The sequence below is a fragment of the Corynebacterium sp. J010B-136 genome (assembly GCF_002967075.1).
Lineage (GTDB): Bacteria > Actinomycetota > Actinomycetes > Mycobacteriales > Mycobacteriaceae > Corynebacterium.
Window position 1 is genome coordinate 24,665 of record NZ_PUGE01000004.1, and the last position, 17,356, is coordinate 42,020.

The following is a 17,356-nucleotide window of genomic DNA, read 5'->3' on the forward strand; positions in this document are numbered from 1 at the left end:
TTGTGGCTCCCGATTGGAGTGCGAAAGCGGGCTTTTTCTGTGCTTTTCGGCGTTTTCGGTAGTGCCTGTGGATAACTAAGCCGTTTGGGTGACGTGTCATGTGAAATTTGGGCAGTTTTTAGAACTTGCTCTGGTGCGGGGTTGCGGCGGGTTTTAGTGTCGAAGCTATGGACGAATTAATGAAAGCTTTCAAGCTTCTCACGAGCAACGGCATCGGATTCCTCCGGCTGTGTGCTGAGTGCTCACCTTACGATCTCGCCGATGACGGGATTGAAATTTCCTTAGCCAAAAATTACGCCAAACTTGCAGACACCCTTTTTAGCCCGTGTGATTCCCCGCGCGTGCAGCGCGAGGCTATCGCGCTTGCCGAACTAAGGGAATTGAGCGTCAACCACCTGTTGATGATTAACAAGCACGCCAAAAAGTTGAAAGCCCGCGGCGCCGCGTGGAAGCTGCGTGCTGAGCTTATCGCTCGTGAAGGCTCATTAGAGGAAGTCAACGAATACGCCAAGACTCGAGTCACCGAGGAAGGCGGCGACACCAAGAAGAAACCGGGCGTGCGTCTCGGCCGCGTCATCGACGGCCTGCGAACTATCAGCATCACCGATACCCAGCGCCGTATTACTGACCTCGGGAAAACGCTTGATGCTGGCATCAAGCACGATGATGGCCAGCCCCGCTCCGAAGCATTGCTCGAGCCTTTCTGGGACTTAGTCGACGGCGACGGCACCGGGCTTATCAAGCCTGAATACCGCACCGTGATTGCCATTGGTCTCGACGATTTCGCGAAAGTCTCCTGTGGCAACGGCGACGAGGTTATCATCGGACTATCCGATGGCACAACCATGACCGGTGCAGAATTTATCAACGCGGCCATGGAAGGCGAGCTTGGCGAACAACTTCACGTCGGGCTTTTCCACCCCACCGCCGGGCCCGTGAACCTCTATGAGGCCCGCTTCGCATCGGACAAGCTGCGCACTCTAGCCATGGCCGAGAATCTGGTCTGCCCGTGGCCGGACTGCAATGTTCCGGCCGATAGATGCCAGGTGCACCACATCGACGCACACAAGAACGGTGGCCATACGAAGCCGTCGAACCTGACGATGCTGTGTAAGTATCACAACGGCGTCAACGACGATGGTGACCCGGGTAATCTCGGGTCACAGAAAAGAAAATATAAGCGAGGAAAAGGCAAGCCAAGTCGCGGCAGGATGCGACGCCACCGTGGCAAGGTCCGCCTGCACACCCCAGGCGGAAAGCTGGTGGGAAACACCCACAAGGTGAGCAGCATGGGGGCGATGAACCTGATTTAATCGCCCGGCGCTGCGACAGCGGCACTCGCTGAAACCCCGACTAGAGATTCCGGTCTGGTCGGGCAATTCGGCGATCCTTTTTAAAAAGCAGAGCTCGTTGTGCAGGTAAAGCGGACCGGCTTTAGCCAGGAGCATTTACTCCGAAGATTTACTGCATGGAGCTAAACAACTCCTGGGCGCCGGCTTCGTCCCAGAGGACGACGTTGCCAACGTTGGTGTCCATGAATCCACCAACCGGTACGGTTTCGGTGTCCACGCCGGAAGACATCGCTAGTGCTACGCGGGCTAGGTGCCAGACGTGGTCATCTTCGTTGACCATAAACGACTGCGAGGTGTTGTTGATCAAGGAGATAGCGCGGAACGGGTTGATTAAAGTTGCTGGTGAGGTGATTTTATCCAGCAGGGCAGCGAAGAACTCGCGCTGGCGTTGTACGCGATCCAAATCGCCTTGCGCGGTGGCGCGGGTGCGGACGTAGCCTAGTGCGTCGGCGCCTTTTAGGTCTTGGCAACCGGCGGCCAAATCAATACCAGCAAGAGGATCTGTGATGGCGTCTTCCACACAGATTTCTACGCCACCGACGGAATCGACGACATTCGCGAGTCCACCCATGCCGATTTCGGCGTAGTGGTCAATACCGACGCCCGTTGCTTCTTCGACGGTTTGTGCCAGCAGTTGCGGGCCACCGTAGGTAAAGGCAGCGTTGATTTTATCGGAGCCGAATCCTGGCACATTGACGTAACTATCACGCGGGATGGACACCAATTGCGCTGTGCCAGAACGTGGAATATGCAAAAGCATAATGGTGTCGGTGCGGCCGATGCCGACATCGCCACCGGTTCCGAGTTCAGCCTGGTCTTCTTCGCTTAGGCCTTGGCGGGAGTCCGAACCAACTAGCAGCCAATTCGTGCCGGAGCCGCTGGAAGCATTACCAGGAGGCAAGGCATCGGTGCGCGAGAGTCGCGAGTCTGTCCAGAACACAAAGAGCACGAGGGAGATAACCAGCGCGAGAGCAATCCAGCCCGAGCAGCCGAAGAAACGCTTGACGGGGTTGCCGCGTTTGCGTCGGGTTCCGCCTTGACGTGGGGAAATGCCACGGTCCGTTCCACGCCCGGTTCCACGACCGCGGGATCCGCCGACCTGCCCGGCACCTTGAAACTGCCGTTGAACTGGTGCTTGGTTGTCTGCGTTATAACCTTCCGGCGGCATCTGCTGGCGAGGGCGTCGCTGAGAGGCGCCAGCAGCGGCACCCGTGGTGCGTGCTGCGTGAGGGCCGATATCGAAGCGGGTGGCCTCAGGCTGCTGACGGTTGGTGGAAGGATTGACCGCACGGAAAGACCCGGCTGAAGGCTCTTGGCGGCTCTGCGGCTGCGGCTGGGGGTTGCGCGGCGTGCGGGGCGGTTGCTGCGCACCACCCCGGGGAGCAGGACGCTGGGACGCAGGACGCTGAGATGCGTTACGCTGTGGACTTCCACCTTCGCGGCGCATGACAGGGCGACCGTAGCGGTCTCTTAAAGGCTGCCCATCGGCGCCAATGACATAACGAGACGAGCGGTCGCCAGCACGGCGGGATTCGCGGTCGGGGTCATGGCCGGAAGAATTCATGGCTTAAGACTACAAGCCTTAGGCCCTGATCTAGAACCAATCCGCAGCCACGTGCAGGATTCGTGCGGGATTACAGACCGAATATGGAGAGATCTCCCAGCAAGGAATAACCGACAAAAGCGATGGCATCGATAAGAAAATGTGCGATGACAAGGGGCCAAACGCGCCCGGTGCGATGGTAGAAGTAACAAAACACGAGGCCCATGATGATATTGCCGAAGCCAGCAGAGACACCTTGGTAGAGGTGGTAGGAGCCGCGCAGTAACGATGACGCGCCGATAATCGCGGGGAGCGACCAGCCGAGGTGCTTAAGTCGGGTCATAAGCCACATGACCACCACGATTTCCTCGCCGAAGGCATTGGCTCCCGACCACAACAGCAGCGCGGGCGCTTCAACCCACGGGTTGGTAAAAGCGGTGGGGATAACTTCTTTGGACAGGCCCAGGTGCACGGCGGAGACATGGAGGACAAGCCCCGGGATGCCGATGAGGGCGGCGAGACCGGCGCCCCAGCTGATATCGGACAGCTTCGGCATGGCCGGGCGAATCCCTGAGCCCGCGAGCAAGAACAAGGCAAGCGCGCCATAGGCAAACAACACCCCAGCGGAGCACAGCTGCAAAGCGATATCCAGCCACGCCAAGTCAGACTGCGGCGCATTCAGCGTGACGCTTTGTTCGTTTAAAGGTGCGGGGTCGAGGAGGGCATCGACAAGTCGCAAGATGGCGCGCACGCCGGAGATACCAAAGGTAATCGCTAGGACGATGAGAATTTCCGCGCGAATGCGCTGCGGGGAATCCGAAACGGTCATGAGGATATAAAACCTTAAGCGTGAAGCGACGATGCCAGGTGCAAAAGCTCGGCATCAGATAGCGTGATTGAGCCTACTTGAACGCCGATTGAGGACCACGGGACGGAAATTGCCGGCAGGTGCGCGACGTTAAACAACGAACCCCATGGCGACCACCGGGTCTGTTCCATGAAGTTCTCATCGTGGTCCAGCGCCAAAAACGTGCCAATCGGTGGCGGGGTATAGGCAAGCATGGGAGTGAGGATTGCATCGACTTGCCAGCAGTCGGCCAAAAGGCGGGGGAGACCGGCTGCGTGGCGGAGGGCATCGGCAAGCATGCGCTTGGACACCTTAAGACCTTGCTGCCTGACCCATTCGAAGTAGCCTTCACCGGCATCCATGCCGGCTAGCCGCGAGGTGAAAATATGCCGGAAGGACTCAAAGGTTACATCGGCGGTTGGGTAGGGCTTAATCTCTTCGACCGGATAACCCGCGGCAGAAAGCTGTGCGGCAGCCTCATCCACCGCGCGCAAATGCCGCGGGTCGACGCGGGTGTGCGCGAAAAGCGGCTGCTTGAGCACGCCAATGCGCGCGGGTGCGGGACGTGGGGTGATGTCGTGGAGAAAGGCGGCATCGGCAACCGTGCAGGTGATAAAACCAGAAACGCCCAAGTCCGTGCCGGACTGTTTGAAACCCACCACGCCGCAGGCCGCAGCCGGAACACGGAGCGAACCGCCGCCGTCCGAACCGTGCGCTGCGCGCAGCAAACCGCGAGCCACCTGCACCGCGGCACCGCCGGAAGAACCGCCAGGAGTCGCGCCGGGATGCAGCGGATTGACCGGATGCGGCATATCCACCGGCTCCGTATCCACGCGCAGACCCAGCTCCGGCGTGGAAGATTTCCCCACAATCAGCGCGCCCTGCTCCTCCAGCGCGGCGATGGTGGCATCGGAAGTCTCAGCGTTATAGGCGCGGTGCTTCGCGCCCTTCGACGTGGGCATCCCGGCGACATCATTGAGGTCTTTCGCAGATAATATCCACCCCGACAACCGGCCTTCCGAGCGCGGGCGGCGGGCGATATCAATGTAGGTAAAGCCATGTTCTTGCGGCGTCAGCGTCGATAAATCACGGGCCAATTGCGAAAGGCTAAACCTGGAATCCATACGCATCAACGTTAGTGGTTTAGATTAGAAGGCATGACTTCAACCGTGGCTTTTTTGGGACCAGCAGGAACTTTTACTGAGGCGGCGCTCGTGGCCTTTGAGAAGGCGGGCGCAGTCAGTCGCGTGCAGCAGCTGCCTGTTAATTCCCCCTCGGAGGCTTTCCAGGCCGTGCGTGAGCGGCGTGCGGATTTTGCGTGTGTGGCCATTGAAAATTCCGTGGATGGCGCGGTGACCACCACGTTTGATGCTTTTACAGAAGGGGATGCGCTGCAGGTCTACCAGGAAGTGGACTTGGAGGTCGCTTTCGCCATCATGGTGAAAAAGGGCTTATCGCTTGACGATGTCCACACGATCGCCACGCACCCCGTCGCCTACCAGCAGGTGCGTGGCTGGTTGGCGGAGAATATTCCGGATGCGAAGTTCCAGCCGGCGTCATCGAATGGCGCTGCGGCGGAGGCGGTGTCGCGTGGTGAGGTGGATGCGGCGGCTGCCCCGGAGCGTGCGGCGGAGATCTTTGGCCTGGATGTACTGGCGAATTCTGTAGCTGATGTTAAGGGAGCTACGACGCGCTTTGTGCTCGTCGGTAAGCCTGGCAAGCCGACGCCGCGCACCGGCAATGACCGCACCTCGGTGGTCTTTACGGTTCCGCATGAGCCGGGATCTTTGGCGAGCATCTTGCAGGAATTTTCCTATCGCAACGTGGATATGCTGCGCATTGAGTCGCGTCCAACGCGTAAGAAATTCGGTACCTATAACTTCTTCATCGATTTGGCCGGCCATATTGAGGATGAGCCCTTGTCTGAAGCGCTGCGCGCGCTGTGGCTGCGTACGGATAACTTGCGCTTTATTGGCTCCTGGCCAGCGGCCGATCAGTCTGGCCCGAAGCTGGATACTACGGAGTTCGATAAGGCAACGGCTTGGGTAGCAAAGGTACGAGAGGGTCGCTAGGTTTGATGTTATGACTGGACGAATCATCTTGCTGCGCCACGGCCAAACATTTTCCAACGTAGAACGTTTGCTGGATACTCGTCCACCCGGGGCAGAGCTGACCGAACGTGGCCGTGAACAGGCCACGGATGTGGGCATTGAATTGGCGCATTTGGTGGCTGCATCGAAAGGCGAGCAAGGACGCCTGCGTGGTTTTGTCACCTCGGTTGCGTTGCGGGCCCAGCAGACTGCGATGTTGGCTGCGCGTTCTTTTGAATCCACCGCCGGTCTGCCGCAGTTTAGCGTGGACGTTGAGGTGCGCACGGGTATTCATGAGGTCTTTACCGGGGATTATGAGATGAGTAATTCCGAGGATGCGCACCGTAGCTATTCCGTGGCGTTGCGTGGCTGGTTGGATGGCGATGTTGACGCTCGGTGTCCAGGTGGGGAGAACTACCAGGATGTTTTGGCTCGCTATCAGCCGGTGCTGGAAAATATTGCCGCGGGACTTGGAGATGATGACGATGTCGTGGCGGTCTCCCACGGCGCAGCTATCCGGCTGGTGGCAAAGCATGCTTCTGGCGTTGATGCGGACTTTGCTTTTACCGGCTACCTGCAAAATTGCCGCTTTGTGGTGCTAGAGCCGCGTGGCCAAGAATTCGGGAAGTGGACGGTTACGCGCTGGGCGGATACAGAAGTAGACCAGTAGTAGTTTTCCTGGAGCCTCATCGTTTCTGCGGTGGGGCTTTTTTGCGTCCGGGGGTGGGCGGTTTTACCCCCGTTGAAACGTGCTGACCTGCTGCTAGTGGCTGAAGCTTAAGCGACCCTTTCAAGATTGTTCAACAAACGCCTAAGATGATGCGCATCACATTTTAAGTGCGACCCTCATCACGAAAGTGAGTTCCCGTGAGTGCTGAAACAATCACCCCAGCCAAGAATCCGCCTCGTGGATTAGGCGCAATGGCAGGCGCCATGTTCCTCATGGCCACCTCAGCTATTGGTCCGGGCTTTCTAACCCAAACATCTGTCTTTACCGTCCAGATGGGCGCGGCTTTCGCTTTCGCGATTTTGCTGAGCATCCTCGTGGATATCGCAATCCAGCTCAACGTCTGGCGCGTTCTGTGTGTCTCCGGCTTGCGCGCCAACGAACTGGGCAACACCGTGCTTCCGGGGCTCGGATGGTTCCTGGCCATCTTGGTCTTCATAGGCGGCGTGGTCTTTAACATCGGCAATATCGCGGGCTCTGGCCTGGGCCTGAATGCGATGTTGGGCATCGACGCGCGTATCGGCGGCGTGCTGTCTGCCGCCATCGCGATTTTTATCTTCTTGTCCAAGAAGGCGGGCATCGCGCTGGACCGCATCGTCGCGGCGCTGGGTGCCATCATGATCCTGCTCATGCTCTACGTCGCGATTGTTTCGCAGCCTCCGGTTGGCGAGGCTCTGAAGAACACCGTAATGCCTGAGCAGATTGACTTCTTTGTCATCACCACGCTGATTGGTGGCACCGTGGGCGGCTACATCACCTTCGCTGGTGCCCACCGCCTGATTGACTCTGGGCTTTCTGGTCCAGAGCACGTCAAAGACATCACTATTACCTCGGTCATGGGCATTATCATCACTGGTGTGATGCGCGTTCTGCTGTTCCTGGCAGTGCTCGGCGTTGCTGCTACCGGTGTGGCGCTGTCTGAAGACACTACTGCTGCCGATGCCTTCTTCCACGCCGCCGGCGAATTCGGTCTCCGCGCATTCGGTGTGGTCCTCTTTGCAGCTGGTCTGTCTTCCGTTATCGGTGCTTCGTACACCTCGATTACGTTCGTGACCACCCAGCGGGTTGCACCGCGTATCCGTAACTTCCTCACCGTGGGCTTTGTTATCGGCTGCACCATCTTGTTCGTCATCTTGAACTCCGCGCCGCAGAAGCTGCTGATTTTCGCAGGCGCTTTCAACGGCATCATCTTGCCTATCGCTTTCGCCCTGGTGATGTGGGTGGCGTTTCGCCGCCGCGACCTGCTGGGCGGTGTGAAGCATCCAGCGTGGCTGCTGGTTGCTGGTGCACTGGCGCTGATTCTGGAAATCTACATCGGCATCAAGGCCTTCTCTGGCATCGTCGATATGTGGGCCTAGCAGCGGAGCAAAAGGAGATAGATGTGCAACCTCATGAGATGACAGCCGCGGATGTGCGCAAGCTTGCCCGTGTGGAAAACCTGACCACAACCTCTGGCTATGCGGCTGGCTTTATGCAGGCCAACCTGCTGGCCGTGCCGCAAGAATACGCTTTTGACTTCCTGCTTTTTGCGCAGCGCAACCCCAAGGCTTGTCCTATCGTCGGGGTCTTGGAAGCGGGCGAGTATTCCTCATCGCTTTTGCCAGAGGGCGATATTCGCACCGATATTCCGAGCTACCGCATATTTAAAGACGGCGAGCTCGTGGATACTGTCACGGATGTGACCGAGTACTGGGGCGAGGACATGGTGGCCTTTTTGATTGGCTGCTCGTTTACCTTCGAAACCGCGCTGGTAGAAAACGGCATCAAGCTCGAGCACATTGAACAAGGCCGCAATGTTGCGATGTATCGCACCAGCACCCCAACCGTGCCGGCCGGCGTGTTCTCTGGACCGCAGGTGGTATCCATGCGGCCAATACCTGCGGATCGAGTTGCCGATGCTGTGCGGATTACGTCCCGCTACCCATCCGTGCATGGGGCGCCGGTGCATATGGGCAACCCAGAGGCTATTGGAATTACAGATTTATCTAAGCCTGACTTTGGCGAGCCAGTAGAGATTCCCGAAGGCCACATCCCGGTGTTCTGGGCGTGCGGTGTAACCCCGCAGGCGGTGGTGATGAATTCACGTCCGCGTCTAGCGATTACGCATGAGCCAGGAAAGATGCTGGTGACTGACGCTCGGGACCTGGAATACCAAGTTCCGTAGCGTTAGGGCTTAAAGAACGAAGCGGATTGAGTTATACGCCTTCAGGAGGCTGTCACGGGAAACCGTGGCAGCCTCTTCGCGTTGCCCGGCAGCAATGAGCGTGGCCAGACGGACGTTGTTTTCAATGTGCTCGTTGTGGATATCAGGCAGGTGTGGCAGCGCCAGCAAGAAGGTCAGGCGCATGCGGGCGAGTAGGCTGCTCATTTGTTCATCGAGAGTCGTGGAGCCCAACGATGCCACAAGCGCGCGGTGGAAACGCTGGTTGATGCTGGATACCGCTTGATCGTCGCCAGTTTCTGCGAAACGGCGTGCGGAGGCGGCGAGCTCGATGAGGCGGTCGGCAGCGGGGAAATCGCCCCACAGCACGCCGGCGTGCTCGAGCGCCATGCGCGCGAGGTAGAGGTCTTTTACGTAGTCCGTATCCGGGGTCGCAATAAAGACCCCGCGGTTGGGGATGCGCTCTACTAGGCGCTCTGCTGCTAGTTCAGTAAAAGCCTCCCGCAGGGTATTGCGGGAGCACCCGAAGCGTTCTGCGGCCTTGACTTCACTAAGTTGCTGACCGGGCTGGTAGTCGCCAGCAGAGATTGCATCCCGGATTGCGGATGCCACGGACTGAGAAAGCATAGCCATAAGTTTAGCTAACCGGGCTAAAGCAGCGCGGTTAGCTATCTCATGCGATCAGGGATTATTCGATGGTCGCAATGACCGTCGAAGTAGACAGTCGGTCGCCTTCTTTGGCCTGCAACGTGATGGTGCCGGTGCGTGGAGCCTTGATGGCAGACTCCATCTTCATGGCCTCAACGGTAGCGATGGCATCGCCTTCAGAAACGGAGTCACCGTCGGAGACTTTCCAGGCGACGAGGTTGGCATCGAAAGGCGAAGTGACTGCGCCGTCGGGGCTCTGCGCGCTGTCTGTGCTTGGGGCGGACGGTGCTGGGGCGGCAGAATTGAAGAACTCCACTGGGATGCCAACGTTGATGAGTTTGCCGTCGATTTCCACGGCGATGTTCTGGCGCTGGGCGTAGATGGCCTCGACCTTTTCGACCTGGTGGGCAGCCGAGGGGCGGTAGTTGTGGTCGACCCAGTCGGTGAACACGCCGAGTTTGTCGCCCGTGAGCGCGGTTTCTTCCATCATGTCGCGGTGGAAAGGCAGGACGGTGCGCACGCCTTCGATGTTGAATTCGCGCAGGGCACGCTTGGCGCGGCGCAGGGCGATCTCCCGGGTTGGGCCCCACACAATCAGCTTCGCGATGAGCGAATCGTAGTACGGCGGGATGATGGAACCAGAGCGCACAGCAGCATCCACGCGGATGCCAGGGCCGGTTGGGGGCTCAAAGCGAACGATGCTTCCTGGGCACGGCGCAAAGCCGTTGAGGATATCTTCGGCGTTGATGCGGAACTCAAACGCGTGGCCGGTGGAGGCGGGGTCTTCGGTGAAAGAAAGTGGCTCGCCGGCGGCGATGCGGATTTGCTCGGCGATGATGTCCACGCCCGTCACAGCTTCGGTTACGGGGTGCTCAACCTGCACGCGCGTGTTTACTTCGAGGAAGGAAATGGTGCCATCTTCGGAGACGATGAACTCGACGGTGCCGGCGCCGGTGTAGTTGACCTTGGAGCAAATTGCGCGAGCACCCTCGATAATCCCGGTGCGTTGCTTCTCGGTGAGATCCGGTGCGGGTGCTTCCTCGATGAGCTTTTGGAAGCGGCGCTGGGTTGAGCAGTCGCGGGTGCCAAGGACGGCGACATTGCCGTGGGAATCGGCAAGCACCTGGGCTTCGACGTGGCGTGGGTGGGTGAGAAATTTCTCCACGTAGCACTCGGCGCGCCCGAATGCTTCCATGGCTTCACGGCCGGCGGAGTTGAAAGCTTCTTCGATGTCCTCGAGGTTGTCCACGACCTTCAAGCCACGCCCGCCACCGCCATAAGCTGCCTTAATCGCAATCGGGAGGCCGTGCTCTTCGGCGAATTCGCGAGCTTCCTGCCAATCGTCGATGGGGTCGGAGGTACCCGGTGCCAGCGGTGCGCCGACTTCTTCGGCGACGCGGCGTGCGGCGATTTTATCGCCGAGCAGCTCGATGGCCTCGGGCTGCGGGCCAATCCAGACCATGCCGGCGTCGGTGACCGCACGGGCGAAATCGGCATTCTCGGACAAGAAGCCGTAGCCTGGGTGGATTGCATCGGCACCCGCGCGCGCTGCGATATCGAGCAGCGCAGGCACATTCATGTAAGTATCCGAGGCAGAGTTGCCGGTCAGTGCGTAGGCTTCATCGGCAAGCTGCGTGTGCAAAGCCCCAGCATCTGCCTCCGAGTAGATGGCAACGGACTTAATGCCCAGGTCACGCGCGACGCGGGCGATACGCACGGCGATTTCACCGCGGTTGGCAATGAGAATGGTCTTAATGGTCATGAGTGTTTCCCTTAACTTCAAAGCGCACTAGAGCCCCGGGTGGGAGCTGGGCTGCAATATCGATATCTTCATCCAAAACGGTGGCGATAACCGGATAGCCGCCGGTCACCGCGTGGTCGCGCAGAAAGAGCACGGGCTTGCCATTGGGAGGAATCTGCACGGAACCTGCGACCATGCCCTCCGACGGGAGTTCGCCTTCGCGCACACGCTCGACGGTGGTGTCCGAGTCCAAGCGCAGTCCGACACGGTTGGAATGCGAGCTCACGGTCCACTCGGTATCTAGGAACAGCTGGACATTGTCGCCGAACCAGTCATCGCGCGGGCCGAGCACGCAGCGCAGCGTGGCGACGGTGCGACCATCGCTGGATTGGCTGACACGCAGTGGGTTCGCCAGTTTGCCGTCAGTCATGCCGGTGGAGCGTGGAAGCACGCCGAGGATATCGCCGGCGCTGACAGGTGCTGGGCCCAAACCGGAGAGAACATCCGTGGCTGAAGAACCTAGTTCGGAATCGGCGATGAGCCCGCCGCGGATAGCGACGTAGTTGCGCATGCCGTATTCAGCAGGCTCGATGACTACCGTTTGGCCAGCGGTGACCAGAACCGGGCGGGCGAGCTGGACTGGCATATCGCCGAGGCGGACGCGCGCTGCGGCACCAGTTACGCACACGACGGTATCGCTTAAAGCGCGCAGTTCCATGCCGCCGATGTTTTCCAAGACGGTCGACTGCCGGGGGTTGCCTACTGCAATATTTGCAGTTGCTGCCGATGCCCTATCTGCCGCACCCGAGGAAGTCACACCAAGGTCGCCGAATCCTGGGCGGCCCAAATCTTGGTACAAAGTCAAAAGTCCTGCGTCGACAACTTCCATGCGCGGTAGGCGCGCCGGGGAACGCTTGGTGTTAGAGCCGGCGTCGTAGATTTCGGGCAAAGAACTCACTGCACGGTAGCGCACGCGGTCGCCGGGTTGGACCAGCGCGGGTGGCTCAGCTTGGGAATCCCACATGGGCGTATTCGTGGTGCCCAGTAGCTGCCAACCGCCGGGGGATTGGCGTGGGTAGACCGCCGAGAAATCGCCGGCGATAGCCACTGCACCTGCGGGAACAGCGGTACGCGGGCTGGAGCGTCGCGGAATGGACCGCGCGTCGGCGGGGTTCGCGGGTGCGCAGTAGCTAAACCCAGGTGCGAAACCACCAAAGGCAGCAGTCCACTCGGTGGAGGTATGCCAGTCGATGACCCCTTCGCGTGACATTCCGAGCAGATCGGCTACTTCATCGATGTCTTCGCCGTCATAAAGTACGTCGATTTCTACCGTGCGTGCCTCGGACATCTTGGCAGGTCCTGGGGTGAATTTTTCTAGGTACTTCGCAGCATGGCGCGCTGAGTCAGGAGTCTCGAACGTAAGCAACACAGTGGTGGCAGCAGCAATGCAATCCACCTGGTTCTTTAGCGGTTTGGCGCTCAGCGCTGCGTGATAGTCCATGACCTGGTTAAGTCCATCAAGATCGATGAGCAGCGCGCGGGTTCCAACGGGGTGGATCTGCATTAGGCGAAGCTCCGGATCTCAATATCGCGACGGTTCAGCTCCGCGACCACCTCGCGCAGAAGATTAACGGATCCCGGGGAATCGCCGTGGGTGCATACTGATTGGGCATCGACCTGCAAGACGCTGCCATCGATAGCTGTAATCGAGCCGCGTTCTGCGACTTCGAGCACGCGGGCAACCACATCGGCTGGGTCGTGCAAGACCGCATTAGCTTTACGACGGCTGACCAATGTGCCGTCTGGATTGTAATTGCGGTCCGCGAAAGCTTCGCGAATGACGGTCAGGCCGGACTTTTCGGCGATCTCGACGGCCACGCCGCCGGGTAGCAGCATCACGGGGATGTCGCCGAATGCCTTGATGCCATCGATAACTGCTTGCGCTTGTGCGTGGTGGTGCACGATGGCGTTGTACATTGCGCCATGTGGCTTCACGTAGGAAATCTTGGTGCCGTTGGCCCGTGCGAGGGCGTCGAGTGCACCGATTTGATACGTGACTTCATCGGCAAGCTCTGCCGGATTGTAATCGAGAAATCGCCGGCCAAACGCTGCTGGATCGTTGTATGCAGGGTGCGCACCCACGGTCACGCCGGCTGCGGCTGCCGCTTTGAGCGTGCCAGCAATGGAGTGCGGGTCACCTGCGTGGAAACCTGTTGCCACGTTGGCTGATGAGACCATTTGCAGCATGGCTCCATCGTCAGCAACGGGGTTACCAGCGGTGGTTTCGCCTAGATCGGCATTCAGATCAATATGCACCGAAGACATACAGCACCATCCCAAAAGTTGTTGAACAATCTATAGGGACAGTGTAGCGCCAATCACTAAGATTTGTGAAGCCCATTACTTTAATTATTTAAAGTGTCGGAGAAATCGCACCTTTCGCGCGCGATTTCCTGCTGCCGTGGTGGAAGTTTCTCGCTGGTGGGGTCCGCGCTGTGGGTGTTTCTCGGTGAGTTTTGCTTTTTGGGTGAGTTTTGCTTTCTCGGTAACGCAGCGGTAGCGAGTTACCCCCAGCCGAGGCGGTGGAGTTCTTCTTCGCTGAAGCCGAAGTAGTGTCCGAGTTCGTGGAAGACGGTGACTTTAACTTCGTGGGCTAGTTGCTCTTCGGTGGAGCACATATTTTGTAGTGCACCGCGATAGATGAAAATGGCGTCGGGTAAAAAGCCGGTGTGGTGGTGGGTGCGCTCGGTAAGGGACACGCCTTCGTAAAGCCCTAAGATGCCGGGGCTGTCTTCGTTGAAATCACGCACCAGGATGACCAGATTGCGCATCTTGGCGACGAATTGGTCTGGGATTTTATCCAGAGCATCGTTGACCATTTCATCGAAACGCTCTTCAGAAACTTCCACCATGTACACTCACCGATGCCCGACGCTACTGCGCTGGTGCAGCCTCGGGCTCGCTTGTGGCAGGAGTGCTAGGGGCGGCGCGCCTATTGTCTTCGGAGCCACGTAGCGGATTGCGTTCAGGCTGCTTTTCGGGAGCCTTGCCGTTGATGGTGAATCCGTCGCGGCCATCGGTGGCGGTGCCAACGATTTCAGAGAAGGAATCGCCATCATCGCCCGCGTGAATCAAGGAACAGTTCACCGAACGCGTGCCGCCATTCCAGGAAGTCTCTGAAATGGTTCCCCAGTAAGGCTGCAGTGTTGATTGGTAGAGATTTTCCTCATCGCCTAGATAAGCAATGGCATCGTCGGCGCATCGTGAAGCAAGGAAATCATTCTGATCGTCGATAGATGGTGTACCGCGTGAGAATTCTTCAGCCAGGTTGACCACGGAGATGGTTTCCATCTGGTGTGGCTGGGCGCAATCGACGGTGCGTAGCACCTGGTCGTCACCGATTTCACGGCACTCACCAGGCTGGGCAATATTTGCCTGGTCTACTTCCGAGACACGGCCTTCGGTGCGCTGCGGGATGCCTTCTTCATTGGTGGTTTGTAGGCCACACAACATGGTGCGATCGCCATTGGCCCAAGCGTCAGCTGGCGGCAAAATAGGAGCAATGGAGTACTTGCCCGCAGGATCGAACTGTCCATCGAGGTAGTTCAGCGTGGACCCTTGGCATAGCTCTTCGCGCAGCTGAGCTTGTCGTTCCAAATCAGGAATCTCAGCCTCAGGGCCGAATTCACTGGTCGGGTAGATAGCCAAGTTTTCTACGGTTGCGACTTCGAAACGGTGCTCATCGGCGCAATTGGTAACGCTGAAATTAGAGAAAGTACCATCGCTTCCCACATCCCAGGTGACACAATCACCGGCGCTAGCTTCGGTAAAAGGCGTAGAACTATTGCCCGGCGAAGGCGCAGAAGTAGTGGTGTTGATGACATCGGACTCAGCAGCAATTTGTGCAGCGTTGCCACTGACGTAATCGTAAGTGCCTAAAAATGCAGCGGCACAAGCAGCAGCGACAAGTGCAATGCGTGGGGCGGCCGCGGATCTCCAGGCCTTCGATGTGCTTGCAGTAGTCATAAGAAACCTTAGTTTAGCCGACTGTATGGGCGAGTCTAGAATTCCAGCGCGCGAGCAATTCGGGTGGACAGTCGGTAACGGTCAGTGCGATATACAGATGAACACCACTCTACGGGTTTATCCCCTGAGCTGGAATATCTAATGATGTGCAAAAGTGGTGTACCAGGGGAGACATCGAGAAGCGATGCGACTTCTTCGTCGGCTGCCACAGCGGTCACGGTTTGATCTGCGCCGGAAATGGGCAGGTCAAAATCGTTTTCTAAAATTGAATAGACGGAGTTATAAACGTCATTCTCGAGCAAGGTTGGCGCCAGTTCGGAGTTGTACCAGCCATCATCGATGGAATAAGGCTCGCCGTCGCCCAGGCGCAAGCGGCGCAGGTGAATGTGCGGAGTACTTTCTTCGGTTTGAAAGAACTTATTGACATCAGTCGGTGCTGTGGCCCGGCCGGAGAGCAAAATCCGCGAGCTCGCAGAGACATCTTGCGCACCCATCTCATCAGAAAAAGATGCTAAGTGCAGGCGTGAGACCAGCGGGTTAGGGGCAACGAAAGTACCTTTGCCGCGCACGCGCCGCAGGCGACCGGCCGCGACCAGATCACCAATCGCCCTGCGCACCGTGATGCGCGAGACGCCGTAGAAATCTTCCAGAAGGCGTTCGCCAGGCAGGGGATCGCCCGGTTTTAAAGTTGTGCGGCACACCTCGGCGAGGATTTCGCGCAATTGGGCATGCTTCGGCGTCGGGCCATCAATAATTTCCTTGTGGGGAAGAATCGGCGCTTCGGACATAGATCCATCCTAGGCTTCTGGTTATGACCAGTGCAACCGGAATGGACGATGTAGTTCTCCTTTAAATAGGAGTGCTGCAGGCTGGTGGTTGTGACTGTAACGCGAGGATGGGTGCGGTAGGATTGAGCTCGTGATTGATCTTAAATTCCTCCGTGAATCCCCTGACGTCGTCCGTGCCTCACAGGTCACCCGTGGTGAGGACCCGCAGCTTGTTGATCAGCTGCTGGAAGCAGATGCTGCACGTCGATCTGCGATCTTAGCTGCCGATGAGCTGCGTGCAGAGCAAAAAGCTTTCGGCAAGAAGATCGGTCAAGCGTCTCCGGAGGAGCGTCCAGCACTGCTGGAAGGCTCAAATGAGCTTAAAGAAAAGGTCAAGCAGGCCGAAGAATCCCAGCGTGCTGCCGAAGAGCAGGTAGAGACCCTGCAGTACAAGCTTTCCAACGTTGTTGAAGGCGCACCTGCTGGCGGCGAAGATGACTTTGTGGTCTTGGACCACTATGGCACAAAGCCGCAGTTCGACTTTGAGCCTAAGGACCACTTGGAGCTGGGCGAATCCTTAGGACTTATTGACACCAAGCGCGGTGCGAAAATCGGTGGCGCGCGTTTTTACTACCTCACCGGTGACGGTGCTTTCTTGCAGCTGAGCATGATGCTTCTCGCTGCGCAGAAAGCGCGTGCGGCTGGATTCACCTTGATGATTCCACCAGTGCTGGTACGTCCAGAGATCATGGCTGGTACTGGATTCTTGGGTGACCACTCGGATGAAATCTACTACCTAGAACGCGATGACTTGTACCTTGTTGGTACCTCTGAGGTGGCACTTGCGGGCTACCACAAAGATGAAATTATCGACCTTTCCAATGGTCCAATTCAGTACGCTGGCTGGTCTTCGTGCTTCCGTCGTGAAGCTGGTTCCCACGGCAAGGACACCCGCGGCATCTTGCGCGTGCACCAGTTCGACAAGGTAGAAATGTTTACCTACTGCAAGCCTGAGGATGCGGAAAAGCAGCACCAGCAGTTGCTGGCCATGGAGCGCGAGATGCTCGATGCGATGAATCTGCACTACCGGGTCATCGATGTGGCTGGTGGTGACTTGGGCGCATCAGCTGCGCGCAAGTTCGACACCGAAGCGTGGGTGCCAACCCAGGATGCGTACCGCGAGCTAACCTCGACCTCGAACTGCACCACCTTCCAGGCGCGACGTCTGCAAACCCGCTACCGCGATGAAAACGGCAAGACCCAGATTGCTGCGACCCTCAACGGCACTTTGGCGACCACCCGCTGGCTGGTTGCAATTTTGGAAAACAACCAGCAGGCTGATGGCTCTGTTGTTATTCCAGAAGCGCTGCGTCCAATGATGGGCAAGGACATCCTGGAGCCAATTAAGTAATTGCGAACCTTCTATCCCGGGCACACAGAAAGCTAAACAGGAA

General features: G+C 58.2%; 16 protein-coding genes. 6 read left to right on the top strand and 10 right to left on the bottom strand.

Going from position 1 to position 17,356, the window contains the following annotated elements; all coding sequences use genetic code 11:
• The first annotated feature begins 167 nt into the window (after window positions 1–167).
• On the top strand, window positions 168–1,313 hold the full coding sequence (locus tag C5Y44_RS07605) for an HNH endonuclease signature motif containing protein (protein ID WP_105324395.1): 1,146 nt from the start codon (window positions 168–170) through the stop codon (window positions 1,311–1,313).
• A 148-nt stretch (window positions 1,314–1,461) separates the two neighbouring features.
• Here C5Y44_RS07605 and C5Y44_RS13365 read toward each other — a convergent pair whose 3' ends face one another.
• The 3 genes from C5Y44_RS13365 to C5Y44_RS07620 form a co-directional block, all read right to left on the bottom strand.
• On the bottom strand, window positions 1,462–2,916 hold the full coding sequence (locus C5Y44_RS13365; RefSeq protein ID WP_199186007.1) for an LCP family protein: 1,455 nt from the start codon (window positions 2,914–2,916) through the stop codon (window positions 1,462–1,464).
• 70 nt (window positions 2,917–2,986) lie between these two features.
• Window positions 2,987–3,724, bottom strand: coding sequence for a CPBP family intramembrane glutamic endopeptidase (locus C5Y44_RS07615; protein ID WP_105324396.1), 738 nt, complete (start codon window positions 3,722–3,724; stop codon window positions 2,987–2,989).
• 14 nt (window positions 3,725–3,738) lie between these two features.
• On the bottom strand, window positions 3,739–4,866 hold the full coding sequence (locus tag C5Y44_RS07620; protein WP_105324580.1) for an amidase: 1,128 nt from the start codon (window positions 4,864–4,866) through the stop codon (window positions 3,739–3,741).
• 33 nt (window positions 4,867–4,899) lie between these two features.
• Here C5Y44_RS07620 and pheA point away from each other — a divergent pair, with 33 nt between their 5' ends.
• From pheA to C5Y44_RS07640, 4 genes are all read left to right on the top strand, one after another.
• Window positions 4,900–5,814, top strand: a complete 915-nt coding sequence (gene pheA / locus C5Y44_RS07625) for a prephenate dehydratase (protein ID WP_105324397.1) — start codon at window positions 4,900–4,902, stop codon at window positions 5,812–5,814.
• Between the two features lie 10 nt (window positions 5,815–5,824).
• The gene (locus C5Y44_RS07630; RefSeq protein ID WP_105324398.1) at window positions 5,825–6,502 is read left to right on the top strand and encodes a histidine phosphatase family protein; all 678 of its coding nucleotides are present in this window, start codon (window positions 5,825–5,827) and stop codon (window positions 6,500–6,502) included.
• A 251-nt stretch (window positions 6,503–6,753) separates the two neighbouring features.
• Window positions 6,754–7,917: an NRAMP family divalent metal transporter gene (locus tag C5Y44_RS07635; protein ID WP_105324399.1), complete on the top strand. Its 1,164-nt coding sequence runs from the start codon at window positions 6,754–6,756 to the stop codon at window positions 7,915–7,917.
• Window positions 7,918–7,955: 38 nt separating this feature from the next.
• Window positions 7,956–8,723 carry a putative hydro-lyase gene (locus tag C5Y44_RS07640; protein WP_105324400.1) on the top strand — a complete coding sequence of 256 codons (768 nt, stop codon included), beginning with the start codon at window positions 7,956–7,958 and terminating at the stop codon, window positions 8,721–8,723.
• Window positions 8,724–8,732: 9 nt separating this feature from the next.
• On the opposite strand, the gene C5Y44_RS07645 is transcribed toward C5Y44_RS07640, so the two are convergent.
• The 7 genes from C5Y44_RS07645 to C5Y44_RS07675 form a co-directional block, all read right to left on the bottom strand.
• On the bottom strand, window positions 8,733–9,347 hold the full coding sequence (locus C5Y44_RS07645; RefSeq protein WP_105324581.1) for a GntR family transcriptional regulator: 615 nt from the start codon (window positions 9,345–9,347) through the stop codon (window positions 8,733–8,735).
• Window positions 9,348–9,408: 61 nt separating this feature from the next.
• The gene (locus tag C5Y44_RS07650) at window positions 9,409–11,130 is read right to left on the bottom strand and encodes a biotin carboxylase N-terminal domain-containing protein (RefSeq protein ID WP_105324401.1); all 1,722 of its coding nucleotides are present in this window, start codon (window positions 11,128–11,130) and stop codon (window positions 9,409–9,411) included.
• A complete protein-coding gene (locus C5Y44_RS07655) occupies window positions 11,120–12,673 on the bottom strand; it encodes a carboxyltransferase domain-containing protein (RefSeq protein WP_105324402.1) in 1,554 nt (517 codons plus the stop codon). The genes C5Y44_RS07650 and C5Y44_RS07655 overlap by 11 nt, the downstream gene beginning before the upstream one ends.
• A complete protein-coding gene (locus C5Y44_RS07660) occupies window positions 12,673–13,434 on the bottom strand; it encodes a LamB/YcsF family protein (RefSeq protein ID WP_105324403.1) in 762 nt (253 codons plus the stop codon). Before C5Y44_RS07660 ends, C5Y44_RS07655 begins: the two co-directional genes overlap by 1 nt.
• A gap of 239 nt (window positions 13,435–13,673) precedes the next feature.
• On the bottom strand, window positions 13,674–14,021 hold the full coding sequence (locus C5Y44_RS07665) for a metallopeptidase family protein (RefSeq protein WP_105324404.1): 348 nt from the start codon (window positions 14,019–14,021) through the stop codon (window positions 13,674–13,676).
• 22 nt (window positions 14,022–14,043) lie between these two features.
• Window positions 14,044–15,135 carry a septum formation family protein gene (locus C5Y44_RS07670; protein WP_105324405.1) on the bottom strand — a complete coding sequence of 364 codons (1,092 nt, stop codon included), beginning with the start codon at window positions 15,133–15,135 and terminating at the stop codon, window positions 14,044–14,046.
• Between the two features lie 35 nt (window positions 15,136–15,170).
• Window positions 15,171–15,923, bottom strand: coding sequence for a GntR family transcriptional regulator (locus tag C5Y44_RS07675; RefSeq protein WP_105324406.1), 753 nt, complete (start codon window positions 15,921–15,923; stop codon window positions 15,171–15,173).
• Between the two features lie 130 nt (window positions 15,924–16,053).
• Here C5Y44_RS07675 and serS point away from each other — a divergent pair, with 130 nt between their 5' ends.
• On the top strand, window positions 16,054–17,313 hold the full coding sequence (gene serS, locus C5Y44_RS07680) for a serine--tRNA ligase (protein ID WP_066796791.1): 1,260 nt from the start codon (window positions 16,054–16,056) through the stop codon (window positions 17,311–17,313).
• The last annotated feature ends 43 nt before the right edge of the window (window positions 17,314–17,356 follow it).

What these genes read in the sequence shown, in the direction of transcription:
- C5Y44_RS13365 (WP_199186007.1), bottom strand. Translation starts at nt 2,916, where the DNA reads ATGAATTCTTCCGGCCATGACCCCGACCGCGAATCCCGCCGTGCTGGC.
- C5Y44_RS07670 (WP_105324405.1), bottom strand. Translation starts at nt 15,135, where the DNA reads ATGACTACTGCAAGCACATCGAAGGCCTGGAGATCCGCGGCCGCCCCA.
- C5Y44_RS07665 (WP_105324404.1), bottom strand. Translation starts at nt 14,021, where the DNA reads ATGGTGGAAGTTTCTGAAGAGCGTTTCGATGAAATGGTCAACGATGCT.
- C5Y44_RS07605 (WP_105324395.1), top strand. Translation starts at nt 168, where the DNA reads ATGGACGAATTAATGAAAGCTTTCAAGCTTCTCACGAGCAACGGCATC.
- C5Y44_RS07650 (WP_105324401.1), bottom strand. Translation starts at nt 11,130, where the DNA reads ATGACCATTAAGACCATTCTCATTGCCAACCGCGGTGAAATCGCCGTG.
- C5Y44_RS07660 (WP_105324403.1), bottom strand. Translation starts at nt 13,434, where the DNA reads ATGTCTTCGGTGCATATTGATCTGAATGCCGATCTAGGCGAAACCACC.
- C5Y44_RS07640 (WP_105324400.1), top strand. Translation starts at nt 7,956, where the DNA reads ATGACAGCCGCGGATGTGCGCAAGCTTGCCCGTGTGGAAAACCTGACC.
- C5Y44_RS07675 (WP_105324406.1), bottom strand. Translation starts at nt 15,923, where the DNA reads ATGTCCGAAGCGCCGATTCTTCCCCACAAGGAAATTATTGATGGCCCG.
- C5Y44_RS07635 (WP_105324399.1), top strand. Translation starts at nt 6,754, where the DNA reads ATGGCAGGCGCCATGTTCCTCATGGCCACCTCAGCTATTGGTCCGGGC.
- C5Y44_RS07655 (WP_105324402.1), bottom strand. Translation starts at nt 12,673, where the DNA reads ATGCAGATCCACCCCGTTGGAACCCGCGCGCTGCTCATCGATCTTGAT.
- C5Y44_RS07620 (WP_105324580.1), bottom strand. Translation starts at nt 4,866, where the DNA reads ATGGATTCCAGGTTTAGCCTTTCGCAATTGGCCCGTGATTTATCGACG.
- C5Y44_RS07645 (WP_105324581.1), bottom strand. Translation starts at nt 9,347, where the DNA reads ATGCTTTCTCAGTCCGTGGCATCCGCAATCCGGGATGCAATCTCTGCT.
- C5Y44_RS07630 (WP_105324398.1), top strand. Translation starts at nt 5,825, where the DNA reads ATGACTGGACGAATCATCTTGCTGCGCCACGGCCAAACATTTTCCAAC.
- C5Y44_RS07615 (WP_105324396.1), bottom strand. Translation starts at nt 3,724, where the DNA reads ATGACCGTTTCGGATTCCCCGCAGCGCATTCGCGCGGAAATTCTCATC.
- pheA (WP_105324397.1), top strand. Translation starts at nt 4,900, where the DNA reads ATGACTTCAACCGTGGCTTTTTTGGGACCAGCAGGAACTTTTACTGAG.